The sequence below is a fragment of the Veillonella sp. VA142 genome, assembly GCF_003992135.1.
Taxonomy (GTDB): Bacteria; Bacillota; Negativicutes; order Veillonellales; family Veillonellaceae; genus F0422.
In genome coordinates, this window is record NZ_RQVN01000001.1 from 91,787 (window position 1) to 107,779 (window position 15,993).

General features: G+C 38.5%; 14 protein-coding genes. 12 read left to right on the forward strand and 2 right to left on the reverse strand.

The genetic code is table 11. From position 1 onward, the window contains the following. Window positions 1-338: 338 nt before the first annotated feature. The 7 genes from EO117_RS00425 (at window position 339) to sufU (ending at window position 8,032) form a co-directional block, all read left to right on the forward strand. Window positions 339-758 (forward strand): DoxX family protein, encoded by a 420-nt coding sequence (locus EO117_RS00425; protein ID WP_126938553.1) that lies wholly within the window; start codon window positions 339-341, stop codon window positions 756-758. Between the two features lie 548 nt (window positions 759-1,306). Then, window positions 1,307-2,560 (forward strand): diaminopimelate decarboxylase, encoded by a 1,254-nt coding sequence (locus EO117_RS00430; protein WP_126938554.1) that lies wholly within the window; start codon window positions 1,307-1,309, stop codon window positions 2,558-2,560. Between the two features lie 570 nt (window positions 2,561-3,130). Continuing rightward, window positions 3,131-3,874: a Fe-S cluster assembly ATPase SufC gene (gene sufC, locus EO117_RS00435; protein ID WP_126938556.1), complete on the forward strand. Its 744-nt coding sequence runs from the start codon at window positions 3,131-3,133 to the stop codon at window positions 3,872-3,874. Window positions 3,875-3,883: 9 nt separating this feature from the next. After that, window positions 3,884-5,293: a Fe-S cluster assembly protein SufB gene (gene sufB / locus EO117_RS00440; protein WP_126938557.1), complete on the forward strand. Its 1,410-nt coding sequence runs from the start codon at window positions 3,884-3,886 to the stop codon at window positions 5,291-5,293. 9 nt (window positions 5,294-5,302) lie between these two features. Continuing rightward, window positions 5,303-6,352: a SufD family Fe-S cluster assembly protein gene (locus EO117_RS00445; protein WP_126938559.1), complete on the forward strand. Its 1,050-nt coding sequence runs from the start codon at window positions 5,303-5,305 to the stop codon at window positions 6,350-6,352. A gap of 14 nt (window positions 6,353-6,366) precedes the next feature. Continuing rightward, a complete protein-coding gene (locus EO117_RS00450; protein ID WP_126938560.1) occupies window positions 6,367-7,596 on the forward strand; it encodes an aminotransferase class V-fold PLP-dependent enzyme in 1,230 nt (409 codons plus the stop codon). Window positions 7,597-7,606: 10 nt separating this feature from the next. Next, the gene (gene sufU / locus EO117_RS00455; protein WP_126938369.1) at window positions 7,607-8,032 is read left to right on the forward strand and encodes a Fe-S cluster assembly sulfur transfer protein SufU; all 426 of its coding nucleotides are present in this window, start codon (window positions 7,607-7,609) and stop codon (window positions 8,030-8,032) included. A 106-nt stretch (window positions 8,033-8,138) separates the two neighbouring features. Here the strand turns inward: sufU and EO117_RS00460 are convergent, their stop codons facing one another. Beyond that, a complete protein-coding gene (locus tag EO117_RS00460; RefSeq protein WP_126938562.1) occupies window positions 8,139-8,363 on the reverse strand; it encodes a (2Fe-2S)-binding protein in 225 nt (74 codons plus the stop codon). A gap of 279 nt (window positions 8,364-8,642) precedes the next feature. Between EO117_RS00460 and EO117_RS00465 the strand changes: the two genes are divergently transcribed. Continuing rightward, window positions 8,643-9,314, forward strand: coding sequence for an HAD hydrolase-like protein (locus tag EO117_RS00465; protein ID WP_126938563.1), 672 nt, complete (start codon window positions 8,643-8,645; stop codon window positions 9,312-9,314). Window positions 9,315-9,531: 217 nt separating this feature from the next. Here EO117_RS00465 and EO117_RS00470 read toward each other — a convergent pair whose 3' ends face one another. Then, window positions 9,532-10,758 (reverse strand): aminopeptidase, encoded by a 1,227-nt coding sequence (locus EO117_RS00470; protein ID WP_126938565.1) that lies wholly within the window; start codon window positions 10,756-10,758, stop codon window positions 9,532-9,534. A gap of 85 nt (window positions 10,759-10,843) precedes the next feature. Between EO117_RS00470 and EO117_RS00475 the strand changes: the two genes are divergently transcribed. Genes EO117_RS00475 through EO117_RS00490 form a run of 4 tightly spaced genes read left to right on the forward strand, consistent with a single transcriptional unit; the run spans window position 10,844 to window position 15,986 of the window. Beyond that, a complete protein-coding gene (locus EO117_RS00475) occupies window positions 10,844-11,440 on the forward strand; it encodes a helix-hairpin-helix domain-containing protein (protein WP_126938567.1) in 597 nt (198 codons plus the stop codon). Continuing rightward, window positions 11,437-13,647, forward strand: coding sequence for a ComEC/Rec2 family competence protein (locus EO117_RS00480; RefSeq protein ID WP_126938568.1), 2,211 nt, complete (start codon window positions 11,437-11,439; stop codon window positions 13,645-13,647). Before EO117_RS00475 ends, EO117_RS00480 begins: the two co-directional genes overlap by 4 nt. A gap of 10 nt (window positions 13,648-13,657) precedes the next feature. Next, entirely contained in the window at window positions 13,658-14,626 is a 969-nt protein-coding gene (gene holA, locus EO117_RS00485; protein WP_126938570.1) for a DNA polymerase III subunit delta, read from the forward strand. Between the two features lie 7 nt (window positions 14,627-14,633). Further along, complete coding sequence (locus EO117_RS00490) at window positions 14,634-15,986, forward strand: VanW family protein (protein WP_126938571.1); 1,353 nt, start codon at window positions 14,634-14,636, stop codon at window positions 15,984-15,986. Window positions 15,987-15,993: the final 7 nt, after the last annotated feature.

Below are 15,993 nucleotides of genomic sequence, written 5' to 3' on the forward strand. Positions count from 1 at the left end.
CAAACGGTATTTCATAATGTTTGTTCGGGAACATGTCGCACTCCTTTTACATTGTCATGATTAGAACAAAGGGTACACCATAGACTTCTACGCGCAACTGCGTTCAGAGAGAATAAATAGTGTGTAGGAGTGCGACACATTCCCTCACAAACGGTATTTCATAATGTTTGTTCGGGAACATGTCGCACTCCTTTTACATTGTCATGATTTGAGCAAAGGGTACACCATAGACTGCTACGCACAACTGCGTTGATGGGTAGATTTTTCGCGATAATGAAAGTATAATGAATGATATTAGATTTAAGTGTATGACAGTATTGGAATGAAAGGATAGTATTATGGTTCATTTTTTGTTGCGTGGTAAACCGACTTATATCAATTTTGGTATATTAGTACTTCGATTAGGGGTAGGTATTTCTATGATCTATCATGGATATTTGAAGTTTTTAAGTGGTGCAGCAGGTTTGTATAAAGTAGGAGCTATGTTAGCTCCCTTAGGAGTACCTGGATATTATGAATTTTTTGGAGCTCTAGCAGCAATTTGTGAGTTTATTGGCGGTATTTTGGTTGTATTTGGACTATTTACTCGTTTTGGAGCATTGTTATTGGCTGGAGTTTTATGTACGGCTACGATTCTTCATTTGGAGGCAGGGTTCTTTTCGTGGGATTATCCATCGCAAATGGCATTTGCAGCATTGGCTATATTTTTCATGGGTGGTGGACGATATAGTGTAGATCACTCCCTATTTAGAAAGTAACTTGTTGTGCTATGTAGCCTGTGGGTCGTCACTTGTTCTGCTATTTAGTCTATGGCGGTCATATTTAATCGGGCAAAGGGGAACGAGCAACATATTCCTTCACAAACGGTATTTCTTAATGTTTGTTCAGGAACATGTTGCTCGTTTCTGTATTGAGTGTATTTAGTTAGTAAAGAACTGCCACAAGGCTACTACGCATAATTGCGCTCCTCAGGTCGAGCTCGCTATAGGCTTCTCACGTTTGGGTGATTTAGTCAGTAAGGGACGCCACAAGGCTATTACGTTTAACAGTTTTTTAATTCTATAGAATCTTTACAGCTCTATAGAATTTGTGTTACAATACGTTACGGTATTCATATACTATCAGTATTTGATGGCGTACGATTATTCCTGTTTTTCATAGTGGGGGAAATCGTGCTGGGGATTTAGTCTAATATATGTGAGACTTGCCTGAGATACTAAATATAGAATGCCTATTGTTTTACAGATTGCTAGGTTGCAGAAAGAGGCTGCATCGTAGTACATAACAGATAGATAGAGGAGTTATCATGAACGTAAAAACAACACCATTTACTAAGGAACAATTAGAAGCGATCATTGCTAAATATCCAACGCCATTCCATATTTATGATGCGAAGGGTATTATGGATAACATGCGCGCATTTTTAGATGCTTTTAGTTGGGCACCAGGATTCAAACAATATTTTGCTGTAAAAGCAACGCCGAACCCATACATTATGAAAATGATGAAAGAAATTGGTATTGGGGCAGACTGCTCTTCCATGGCGGAGCTGATTTTGAGCGAAAAGGTAGGTATAACAGGGGATAACATCATGTTCTCTTCCAATGATACGCCGTATGAAGAATACAAAAAAGCCATGGAATTAGGAGCCATCATCAATTTGGATGATATTACGCATATTGCTTACTTAGAACAACATGGTACGCTGCCAAATCGTTTTTGTTTTCGTTACAACCCAGGCTCTTTAAAAGAGGGCGGTAATACAATTATCGGTTTACCAGAAGAAGCAAAATATGGTATGACAGAAGAACAAATTGTGGAAGCTATTACCTATTTAAAAGGAAAAGGCATTACTAACTTCGGTTTACATACGATGGTAGTATCTAATGAATTAGATATCGATGGTTTAGTAGGCACAGCAGAGTTAATGTTTAATTTAGCATTACGTGTGAAAGAACAAACTGGTGTCGAGGTATCTTTCATTGACCTTGGTGGTGGCATCGGTGTAGCGTATAAGCCAGAACAAACTCCTGTGGATTACAAAGTGTTGAGTGCTGGAGTAAAAGAAGCGTATGACCGTTTAATTCTTGGAACTGGTCATAGTCCAATTCACTTGGCCTATGAATGTGGTCGTATGGTAACTGGACCTTATGGATATTTGGTGGCTACAGCGATTCACAAAAAAGATATTTACAAACATTACATTGGTTTAGATGCGTGTATGGCTAATTTAATGCGTCCAGCTTTGTATGGTTCTTATCATCATATTACAGTGATGGGTAAAGAAAACGAGCCGGCTACTATGACCTATGATGTGACTGGGTCTTTATGTGAAAATAATGATAAATTTGCTATCGATCGTCAATTACCAAAAATTGATATGGGCGACCGCATTGTGATTCATGATGCCGGTGCACATGGACATGCTATGGGCTTTAACTACAATGGTAAATTACGTTCTGCTGAATTGTTATTGAATGAAGATGGTAGCGTCACACAAATTCGCCGAGCAGAAACATTGGATGATTATTTTGCCACATTGGATTTCTCTAATTTGTAATTTGAGCATATTGTAAAATTAGTAATATAAAAAATAGACATATATTTTGTTCATGTGTACAAAGTATATGTCTATTTCTATATGTATCTATGTCTTATAAACTACATACCTGAGTAGTCTACCGTCTATAGTACAAGAAAAAGGGAGTACTCATTAATATTGTAAAAATATGAAGAAAAATATAAAAAAATATACTGTTTTATATATCCCTAAAAAAATATAGGAATAGCATTTACAATATTGATAAAATTCAGTATAATAGACATTGTTGAATCTCTTGGTAGAGAATATAAATTTCAATATGCTATAAATGAATAGGTGATATATAAATATATCATCAAAATCATAGTGAAATAGTAGAAATTAGCTTGCGGTCTGCGTCTATACACGGTATAATATATCTGGTATATTTACTATTTTAGATGTAAGCCAAAGTGGCGTTCTCATGCTATGAATATGACAGCGGATTACACTTTGGTGGAATCCGTTTTTTTACGGTATTCGACGCATTCTAAGACCTAACTAGTCTTCTTTTGTATATAGTAGCTTATTTGATAAGGAGTGACATACGTGGCAGAATTACTTCGCGTGGACAATGTGCGTGCCTCTATTGAAGAAAAAGAAATCTTAAAGGGCATCAATTTAACAATTAATAAAGGTGAAATCCATGTAGTAATGGGCACAAATGGTGCTGGTAAATCTACATTGGCAAATGTAATCATGGGCAACCCTGCTTATGAAGTAACAGAAGGTTCCATCGTGTTCGACGGTGAGAATATTACAGAAGAAGCTGTAAATGATCGTGCTAAAAAAGGCATTTTCATGTCTTTCCAAACACCTATATCTGTACCTGGTATTACAGTAGAAAACTTTATTCGTACGGCTAAAAATACTATTACTGGTGAAAATGTACGTGCCTTGGCTTTCAAGAAAGAATTGAAATCTAAAATGGAAGAGTTATCCTTTGATACATCTTATGCTAATCGTTATGTGAATGAAGGTTTCTCTGGCGGTGAAAGAAAGAAAAATGAGATCCTTCAAATGTCTATCTTGAACCCTAAATTGGCCATCCTTGATGAAACTGACTCCGGTCTTGACGTAGATGCGGTGCGTATTGTATCTGAAGGTGTGAACCGTTTCCATAATGAGGAAAATGCGGTGTTAATCATCACTCACCATAATCAAATTCTACAAAAATTAAAACCAAATTTTGTACACATCTTAATCGATGGTCGTATTGTAAAAACTGGTGGTCCTGAACTCGTTCGTGAAATCGAAGAAAAAGGCTACGACGCATACAAAAATTTAGCATAGGAGGATCTCATGGAAGCGAGAAAGAAAACTCAAATTGAGGAGATGGATCGCGGCGTCTATGACATTCGTAATGAATTTGAATTCTCCTATAAATCAGAAGCTGGTTTAACAGAAGACATCATTCGTGAAATGTGGGCTAACAAAAATGAACCACAATGGATGCTAGATTTCCGTTTAAAATCCCTTGAAATTTACAATCAATTAGACATTCCTAATTGGGTACCTGATATTAGCGCTTTAAATATGGCGGATATTGTTACCTATGTAAAACCTAAAATTGATATGAAAGAAGACTGGAACGAAGTTCCAGATGATATTAAAGATACATTTGACCGCCTTGGTATCCAAGAAGCTGAAAAAACTTCTTTGGCTGGTGTAGGCGCTCAATATGACTCTGAAGTTGTATATCATAGTATTCAAGAAGACTTGATTCGTCAAGGCGTTGTGTACACAGATATGCAAACAGCATTACATGAGCATGAAGATATTGTAAAACAATACTTTATGACATTGGTGCCACCTACGGATCATAAATTTGCAGCCTTACATGGTGCCGTATGGTCTGGTGGTTCCTTCGTATATGTGCCAAAAGGGGTAACTGTAGATATTCCATTGCAGTCTTACTTCCGTTTGAATGCACCAGGAGCTGGTCAGTTTGAACATACATTGATTATCGTAGAAGAAGGGGCAAAAGCTCACTTTATCGAAGGCTGTTCTGCTCCAAAATACAATGTAGCTAACTTACATGCTGGTTGCGTTGAATTATTTGTAAAAGATAATGCTACTTTGCGTTATTCCACTATCGAAAACTGGTCTAAAAATATGTACAACTTGAATACGAAACGTAGTCGAGTTGGTAAAAATGGTACTATCGAGTGGGTATCTGGATCCTTTGGTTCCGCTGTATCTTGCTTGTATCCAATGAGTATTTTGGCTGGTGAAGGGGCACACTGTGAATTTACAGGTGTCACATTTGCTGGTGAAGGTCAATACTTAGACACAGGAGCAAAAGTTATCCATGCGGCTCCACATACAACAAGTAATGTGAACTCTAAGTCCATTTCTAAGAGTGGTGGTACAGCCATTTATCGTGGCGTCTTAAACATCGGTAAAAATGCAGACTATTCCAAAGCAACTGTGTCCTGCGAATCTTTGATGTTGGATCAAGAATCTCAATCCGATACAATTCCATCGATTACTATTGAAAATGACAATGTCGATTTAGGACATGAAGCAAAAATCGGCCGTATTTCCGATGAAGCTATTTTCTACTTAATGACTCGTGGTATTAGTGAAGAAGAAGCGAGAGCTATGCTTGTTCGTGGTTTCGTAGAACCAATTTCTAAAGAATTACCATTAGAATATGCAGTAGAAATGAATAATTTAATTACCTTAGAACTTGAAGGTTCTATCGGTTAGGAGGTTAGGATGAGCAACACATTACATTTTAATGAATTGCCTAGACCGACTTTCCGTTGGTTAAAGGTAAATCACACAGAAGGTAACGTATGGGCTGGTACAGAACGTGCAACGGTGACTGTGGAGGGATCCAAGCATATTGTAGCAGACATTACAAATAAAGAATTATTAGAGTCTTCGTACAAAGGTGTTCACGCTGGTGCATTGCGTGATGCATCACATCATTTTACACATGGTTATCACATTCAAGTACCAGCGGGTGCTAAGGAAGCATTGACCATTGTGTTAGATGTGCAAGGCGCTGTGAGTGAAAGAACGCGCTTACAAATTGAAGCTGAAAAAGACTCTACATTAGAGTTAACACTATGCTTGAAAGGTGAGGCAACTGATGGTCATGTAGGAGTACTTTCAGAAATCGTATCCCATACAGGTGCTTCTGTAGTGTTTAAGAAAGTACAATTGTTAACTGGTAAGGTACAACAATTTGAACATCGTTATACACGAGTAGAAGAGTCTGGTCATGTAGAGTTTATCAATGTTGAATTGGGTGGTTCTGAAAACTTCTTAAATTATCAAGAAGATTTAGTAGGTGACTACGCAGAAGTTGAACATGATTTAGGCTACTGTGGTCATGATACACAAGTATTTGATGTCGCTATGTTGATGAAACATATCGGTAGAAAAACAATCAGTAATATTAATAACTTAGGTGCATTGAATGGTTCTTCTAAAAAATCATTCCGTGGTACCTTAGATTTCTTGCGTGGTAGTATTGCATCAGAAGGTGCAGAAGAAGATACATGCTTATTATTAACTCCACAAGTTAAATCTATCTCTTTACCATTGTTATTATGTAAAGAAGATAATGTATCTGGTAATCACGCATCTAGTGCTGGTCAATTAGATCAAGCTAAATTATTCTATTTAATGAGTCGTGGTTTCAACGAAGACGAAGCAAAACACATCATTGTAGAATCTATGTTACGACCATTGATTGATCGTATTGGCAATGAAGAACTGGAAGAAGCTGCCTTAGCAGTACTACGACAAAAAATATAATTGAGAGGGATAGTATGAAACCAATAGCAGAGGCATATAAAGATTTTCCAATTTTAACAAGAACGCATCGGGGCAAACGCATCGCTTACTTAGATAGTGGTGCAACTACACAAATTCCAGTTCCTGTAATGAAAGCTTTAGAAACACATATGGCAAATCACAATGGAAATCCCCATCGTGGGGCCCATGTGCTTGCTATGGAAGCGTCCGAAGCATACGAAGGTACTCGTGACGTGGTGCAACGATTTATCAATGCTCGAAAACGAGAAGAAATTATTTTTACTCGAAATACGACAGAAAGCTTGAACTTAATTGCTCACTCCTATGGATTAAAGCATGTGAAAGCAGGAGATAAAATCGTCATCACTGTAGCGGAGCATCATGCGAATCTTGTGACTTGGCAATATGTATGCCGGGTGACAGGGGCTACTTTGGAATATTTGTACCTAGATGAGACGGGTCACATCAAAGACGGCGAAATGGATAAAATTGACGAGTCTACGAAGATTGTATCCTTTGCCCACGTGAGCAATGTACTAGGTATGGAATTTCCTGTGAAAGAATTGGTAGAACGTGCTCATGCTGTTGGTGCTATCGCTATCCTAGACGGAGCGCAATCGGCTCCTCATCAAGCTATTGATGTGCAAGCCTTAGATTGTGATTTCTTCGTTTTCTCAGGACATAAAATGTGTGCCTCTCAAGGTATTGGTGTTGTGTATGGCAAATATCATTTATTAGAAGACATGGATCCATTCTTATTTGGCGGTGACATGATTGAATATGTGAAAGAACAAACTACCACATTCAACGAAGTACCTTATAAATTTGAGGCAGGTACACCAAATGCACACGGGGCGATCACATTGAAAGCTGCCATTGAGTATTTGGAACAGTTTGGTATGGATGCCATCCATGAATATGAACAAGAATTAGTTCGCTATGTATTACCGAAGCTAGTAGCTATACCACATATTCATGTATTAGGTAGCCCTAATCCAGAAGAAAAGCATGGAGTGATTGCATTTACAGTGGATGATGTACATCCTCATGATGTAGCAACCATTATGGATAGTCACGGAGTATGCTTGCGATCTGGTCATCATTGTGCGCAACCACTAGGAGCTTACTATGGAGTACCAGCATCCAACCGTATCAGTATGTACATCTATACTAGAAAAGAAGATTTAGATCAATTTTTAGAAGCCCTGAAAACAGTTCGACCAACCATGGGCTTATCAGAGTAAGGAGAATACCATGGAAATGGATCAAGTGTATACGGAACTGATTTTGGAGCATAACCAAGACAAGCGTAATAAACGTTTATTAGATGTGTTTACCGCTAGTGAGCATGGTCATAACCCAAGTTGTGGGGATGATTTGACATTACAAGTGAATGTGGTAGATGGCATTGTAAAAGATGCTGCTTATACGGGTTCCGGCTGTGCTATCAGCCAAGCATCGGCATCTATGATGATTGATGTCATTACTGGGAAATCCTTAGAAGAAGCGTTTCAATTAGTAGACCTTTTCTTAGGAATGATTAAAAAAGAAGTGACAGATGAAGAGGAATTAGAAGCCTTAGAAGATGCGATTGCTTTACAAAATATTTCCAACATGCCTGCCCGTGTGAAATGTGCAGTGCTTGCTTGGCATACATTACGTGAAGCATTGAAGAAATAAATAGAAGGCTGCTACAGAATGGTGTACATTCTTGAGCAGCCTTTTTTGTGTATATAAAAAAGATAGGCGATTATATCACCTATCTTATGGTTCTTACGTTGGTAGATTACCATTGCCCTTCTTGGTGTTCTTTTAATAGTTTTACCACTCTTGGGCCACAGCCTTTGCCACCGCATGCACCGGTACCAGCACTAGTGCGCTCTCTAACTTTAGGAAATGTATCACAACCATCTAAGATGGCTTCCTTAATTGCTTTTCTTGTAATACTACGGCAAGTACAAACTTTTGTTAATTTATCTAAAATGGCCGTAGGAATTTGATTATCTTCCATACTGTTCTCCTATATATAGAAACTTTTCTATATATAGTATACTCTGCAATTCTTGTATTGTAAAGGATGTTCATAAAGCTTTTATAGTATATAAGGTGGATGATTCTGTGTTTTGTGGTTTGCATAGAATATTTTTGGGAGATGGATTAGAATTGGAAAGAGCATATACGAGTTTAGATACTATCATAAGTAATGATATAGTTGAGTTGATGGTAAACTAGGTAATAGTGTGTATATGCACATACAAAATGATATGTTAGATACTATATAGGAGTTAATATGATTTGTGTTATTTTTGATTTAGATGGAACATTAACAGATTCCCATGAAGGAATTTTAAAATCCATACGTCATGCCTTAACGAGTATGAACCATCCCATACCAGATGAGGATACCTTACAACTGTTTATTGGACCACCGTTGGCAGATTCTTTCAAAGAACATTGCCATATGACGGATGAAGAGGTGGAGCAGGCGTATAACTTTTTCAAAGAACGCTATGATTCCGTAGGGAAATATGAAAATGCAGTGTATCCTCAAATTGAAGAAATATTGAAAGCACTACGTAAGACAGGAGCTTATGTGGGGATTGCGACGGCAAAGCCAGAAGAACAAGCAAAGGATATCATTAAGCATTTTAAACTAGACCCTTATTTTGAGGTGATTCGTGGGGCCAATCGAGAAATTGGATTAGTACATAAAAAAGATATCTTGCAAGAAGCCTTACAAGATATGAATAAGGTGACGGAACTAAAATATAAAATCTCTCGCTGGTATATGGTGGGAGATCGTAAATACGATATGGAAGCTGCGAAAGAATTGAATTGTGTGGCTATGGGGGTATCCTATGGCTATGGTTCAGTAGAAGAGCTAGAAACTGCTGGTGCTGATTACATCTGTGAAAGCCCATCAGATATAATAGTGAATATTGCTGTGGATACATTGTTATAAGCTCTACACATTAATTTACTATGAGATAATCATAAAGACGTTAGTTGATACTAGATACGTACATATGAAACTTAGGCAAACAAAAAGAGGCGCATTGCTGTGATGCAATGTACCTCTTTTTTATATTACTATATGTTAGTCCTTACAGACTCCAATAAGTGGGGAAGTTCTGATGATTGCAAGGGAAACAGTATAGTATTATGTAAATAGAGTTTTCCTATACCTGCAATCTTCCTTCAATCATAATAGGAACTGTTTTCCCATCTTTTGTAGTGCCCATGATGTTCATGTTTTCATGACCAATCATAAAGTCCGTATGAGCTAAGGATGTATTCAGTCCACGAGCATGGAGTTCTTCTTGAGATAATCCATCGCTATTTTCTAAACAAGTTGGATAAGCAGCACCTAAGGCCAAGTGACAAGATGCATTTTCATCGTACAAGGTTTCAAAGAAAATCATATTGGATTGGCTAATAGGAGAGTAATGGTCTACGAGAGCTACCTCTCCTAGGTAGCAAGAATTTTCATCTGTCTCAATGAGGTTTGTTAGATATTCGCGACCTTGTTTCGCATCATAGTCAACGACTTTTCCGTCTTTGAATGTGATGTGGAAGTCTTCGATACGGTTTCCATCATAGATTAATGGTTTTGTAGAGTACACGATACCGTTGGCGCCCGCATAGTGAGGTGCGGAAAATACTTCTTCTGTTGGAATATTGGCATCAAAGATGATGCCTTTCTTAGAGGCTTCTTTGCCACCTAACCATAAGTGACCTTCTGGCATTTGTAAGGTTAAATCTGTACCATTGGGACATGTGTAATGTAGGGACACTAGTTGTAAATCGTTTAGCGTTTTAGTACGTTTCGCTAAGCGATCTAAATGGTTAGCAAAGGATTCTTCTTCTGGTACATGTTTCATACGACATAAGGTGAAGATAGTATTCCATAAACGATTGATTTTTTCTTCTTCTGTGCCTTCATAACCCAGCAAATCAGCCCATGTGAGCGTCGCTACAGATGCCACACACCAAGTAAGGGTGGAGTCCATGATGGCCTCGTGATAAAATTTAGTTAACTTACCCATACTACGAGAAGCGAGAGCAATTTTTTCAGATGGCACACCTTCATAAGCAAATGGATTAGCACTGATTAAGGATAAAATACAGGCATTGGAATCAAGGATGTGATGATACATATCTTGGATCCAAGGAGCAGGGTTAGATAAGACTTCATCTTTTACATTGGATAGACGAGATTTAGCCGTGATAGTGCTACGCCAGTTAATATGTACATCTTTGGCGCCAAGTGCATAGGCTTCGTCCACAACGATATATATAAAATCTTTATTTTCAACATCTCCGTTGATAACCAACAGTTGGTCTTGTTGTAAATTGACACCTTCTTGTAGTAAAAGACGGGCATATTGTTGTAAATCTTTTTTCATAATACCTCCGAATATATACTGGTAGTGAATTTTAAAGGATATGACTCATCTATGACGAACCTTTTGCTTGAAAGGATGTGATAGAATGAAAGTAACAAATCAAAAACGGAATGGCATCATCCTATGCCTATTCCTACTGTGTGTATGTGGATACTATCTTATTATAGCAGATACACCCATGAAAGGCGATGAATTACCATCAGGTACTCCAAAGATTGTGAGACAGTCAGAAAAAGAGGACCGAGGGGGTCCAGTGGAAAAGGAAACAAAAGCGAATACAGTTTTGGTGTATGTTACAGGAGCTGTAGAAGAGCCGGGGTTGTATGAGCTACAAAGTCCTGTGACAGTGAAAGCGGCTATTGAGGCGAGTAAAGGACTATTGCCTTACGCAGATGTCAATCATCTACAGCTACAGGATACCTTAGAAGAAAGTACACATATTCATGTAGACTTTAATTTTCACGGTAGCCCAGAAGAATTATTACGAAAACAAAATATATCCATTAATGATGGTTCGGAAGCAGAGTTACAAAAAGTATCTGGTATAGGGCCTAAGATGGCGAAGAAGATTGTGGACTATCGCCAAGAACATGGTCCTTTTAAAACGTTGGAAGAATTACGACATGTGAAGGGCATAGGCCCGGCATTGTATAAAAAAATTGTGGAGAAAGTACGATTATGAAATGGTTACCAAAGCCAATAGACTTAGGTATTACTAGCATATTGGGAATACTGTTAGGCATTTGTATTGGATTATATCAAAATGAATTACATACCTACCTCATGCATTGGTTAAGTATTATTACTATATTTGGTATCTTTGGGATAGTAGGATTACGTGGGTATGAACAACGAAATAAACCTACCTATACATCGTTACGATATGTAGTAGCCATGGTAGGCGTCATGTGTACGTTTGCAAGCATAGGATATATACATACAGATCGAGTCATTACACACTATTTTGAAGATAGACCTTTCTATTATGGTGCCGATGGTGCTTATTATGTACAGTTCACTAGCAATCCACAGTCTACTGTGACATTAGATGGGGTTATGACCATGGTAGATGCTACTGTGGAAGGAATGGATGTCGATAAAAATGGCACTACAGAGCATGTTCCAGCAAAGGGCAGTATTCGAGTGTATGTACCAGGAGAGCCAACAATTCATATGGGAGACCGCTACATCATTCGTGGTACCGTGAAAGGCTTTACGTATTATGAGCAAAGTGGTGCGTTGTCTATGAAAACGAGACATATCAATGATGGACTACAAGGTAATTTGTACCAAGGAACCATAGAAGGTACCTATACAGTGGAGAAAACCCTAAGTATACAGCTAGTTGATGCTTGGTATACTATCGGTGCTTACCTAGATAAGGTCCACCATTGGGTGGCACAACAATTTGAAGAGAATTTAGATCCATCCATTGCTACCTTGGGTTCCTCCTTGGTACTAGGTGGTCAATACGCGATGTTGCCAGAAACGATGGTAAAGTTATTCAGTGAAACAGGGCTTATCCATATTTTGTCGGTGTCAGGGTCTCATATTGCCTTGTTATTTCTCATTATTTCGACCTTGCTACAACGGTTGCAGTTACGTAAAGGCATAGAATTTTCCATCACCTGCGCTTTGATTTTACTGTACTGTACGATTGTGGGCTGGAGCCCGCCCGTATTACGCTCTGCCATGATGGGATTATTAAGTGGGTATGTGGTTATGCATGGAGGTACCTACCGTGCCTTACATGCGCTCCTATTATCTGCCTTATGTTTACTGGTATGGAAACCATTGTTTGCAGTAGACATCAGTTTTGTCTTGTCCTTTGGATCTACCTTAGGTATCATTGGACTGTATCCCTATGTGTATCGACTCTTTCCGCCGAACCCTATTTCTAAAGGTGTGGCATTATGTATCTCTGCACAAGTTCTCATATTTCCCATAGAATTATATTATTTTCATATCCTTAGCTTTCTTAGTATTTTGTCCAACCTAGTTGTAGGTCCCTTGCTAGATATAGCCATCATTGGAGGACTGTGTTTATCTTTACTCAATGTGGTATTTACTTTTACACTAGGTTGGTCCCTCTTAGGTTTCATTCTGAAAGCCAGCATGTCCCTTTTATTTGCCATTCGTAACCTAGGGTTATTGTGGTCACCTCCTATGCCTTTGTGGCTAGTAGGAGCATGGTATCTGGGAGTGGCGTATGTATATTGGTTATTAGCTCTGAAAGAACCTATTCAGGTAGCATGGAATAGAATCGCTAGCATGGCACTTTTGATAGTAGGGTTGTTGCCTTTAGGACTATCTTATGTAAAACCAATAGTACAAGTAGTTCCTATTGCTGTATCCACAGGTCCCGCCTTTATGGTGTGTAAGACAGGCTTTAACAGAGAGGCGTACTTGTATATAGATGCTAAGAATGGAGATGTTTCGCCAAGGACAGTCAAGCAATGTGTAGATGCCTTACATCATCAAGGGTTTAGCCAGTGGAATGGTGTCTTTGTGGAGGGATATCAGAAAGGGTATACGCATGTAGATACCTTAGAGCATCTTTATAGCAAAGGACAAGCTGGTAAAGAGATAGAGCTAGATTGGCTATCTGTACAACATCACCAGAAAGCAGGTTATGAAATTGTTGTGAAAGGACAGAAGAAGTTTCACTTTCACCCTGGAAAAGAAGAAGAAAAACTTCAAGAAATAGTGTATAATACTAAGAGAGAAACGAATACAATATATGGCCTTACAGCTAGTAATCAATTGTTGTACTATCAAGAGCAGGGAGCGACACAATTTATCGTGTGGAACACCTTGCATAGTCAATTTGATGTGGAGGAAGGCGTGTATATTGTAGGCAGTGATGAAGACAATATAGTAACATTATAAGAGGTGATAGATGGTTACATTACTCTATGGAGATGAACCACAATTATTAGAAGAAAAAAAACGGAATCTCTTACATCAATATACAGATCGGACCTTGCTTACCTTGCGTGAGGAGCAAGGTCCCGGTTCTATTTTAGGACAATTACAAGAAGTATCCCTCTTTGGTGAGCCACGAGTATTTTTGCTTGTCCATTTGCCCATCTTTGATAAACCGAAGAAAAAGATGGATCCAGAATGGCAAGCTTTGCGGGACTATTTACAAAGCTATCGAGGAGAAGACCCGATTATCCTAGTATACCCAGAAACAATCGACGGGCGTTTGCAAGGAAATAAAGCCTTTTTGGGGACCGTAGAATCCATTAAGTTTGAAAAAGTAGAGGGAGAAGCTCTCTTTCAGTGGATACAACAACATTGTAAGGAGCATAAGCAAAAGATAGACCCTGATGGCATGGCTTACTTACGAGACTTGGTCGATTTGTGGAAAGATGTGCCGTTAGCATTTTTGCGCACAGAATTTGATCGATTGTTCCTACTACTACATAAAGGGGAATCGATGACTGCGTCATTTTTAAAAGAACATATGACAGACTTCGGAGAAAAAAATATTTTTCGTTTTAAAGATGCTTTATTAGCGAAAGATGCACGAACATTACTAGATTTATTCCCATCTATGCTTAAGAATAAAAGTATAGATATGGCGATGGCTTACGTGCATAATCAAATGCATTTGCAACTCATGGTCAGTGAATGTGCCTATTATGGAATGACATTACCTGAGATTCAAAGCTTATTTAAGGAAAAAGGGATGAAAGCTAATCCTTATACAATCAAATTAGCCTTTGAAGCGCGTCGAAAAATTCAAATCCCCGCAGTGGCAATGTTGATAAGCCAACTGTATCATTTAATATTGCAAAGCCGTCAGGGGATAGCAGATATGAGTCAATTTCAAGATATATGTTTAGCCTATTGTGCAAACTAGGAGAAGTATGAAAGGAAAGTATATTGCCACTGTGGCAGCCTTCGTAGCTGTCGTGGGAGGAGCTGCAACAGGGCTTGCATGGCCTACAGGAAAGACTATTTATGGATTAACTATAGACGGTCATAGTCTATCCCATCAAAGCATGGATGAAGTAGATAGCTACTTACAAGAGCGGAATACACAATCACAATCGATTCGTATAGTTGATCCCAAGGGAAAAGAAACAACTATTCATCTAGCGGATTTAGGAATTACCATAGATAGAATAGGAACTGTCACTGATGTAATGGATTATGGCTATGAAAGTGATGTCATGACTTATGTCATGCACCGAGTGGATGCGTTGCTCCATGGAAAGGAGATGAACATTCGCTATAAAGTAGATGGACCTATGGCTGAGTCGTATTTTTTGAATTATGCAAAAGCTATGGGACAAGTAGGAACTAATGCAACCATTATTCTTGAGGGTAATAAAGTTGTGCATAAGCCTGCTAAGGTAGGGCGTAAGTTAGATGTGACAGCTACTATGAAACGATTGCAAGAACAACTGGAAGAAGGTAAGGTAGAGACCTTAGAACTTGTTATTAATGAGTCTGCACAGCCTACGATTACAGATAAAGATTTAGTGTCTATCACTTCCATATTAGGATCTTTTACGACGTATTTTAATGGATCTAATACAAGTCGAGCTCATAATATTCATTTAGCATCTCAAAAAATTCATCAAACCTTTATTCCTGCAGGTGGTATTTTCTCCTTCAATCAAGTGGTAGGAGAACGTACTCCTGAAGCGGGCTATGATGATGCGCCTGTATTTATGGGCGGGCGATTAGTGCCAGGTATTGGTGGCGGTATCTGCCAAGTAAGTTCTACCTTGTTCAATACGGCATTATTATCTGGTATGGATATTGTAGAACGTGATACGCATTTTGCACCAGTGTCCTATATTCCAGTTGGGTTAGATGCTACTGTGGCGTGGGGATATATTGACTTTCAGTTTAAAAATCCTTATTCCCATCCTATCTATGTGATTGCCGAAGAAGGTGCTGGTTACGTGACCATTATCATATTAGGAGCTAAAGAGGATGTACCACAGTCTGTAACGATTACGAAGGGGAAAGAGCAGAAAATTCCTAATAAAAAGATAGAAAAGATCGATGGTGCTGTGAAAGAAGAAACTATCGAAGAAACTGGTCATGAGGGAATTTCCGTAGATACGACAAGAACTATTGTGTATGGTGATGGTCGAGCTTCTACGTATACATTTAATTCTTATTATGAGCCAGTGGATCGTGTCGTTGTCACAGGACCTAATGTAGTGAAAAAAGTTAACGCTGAATCGGTGAAGTCAAATCCGTAAGGGAGAC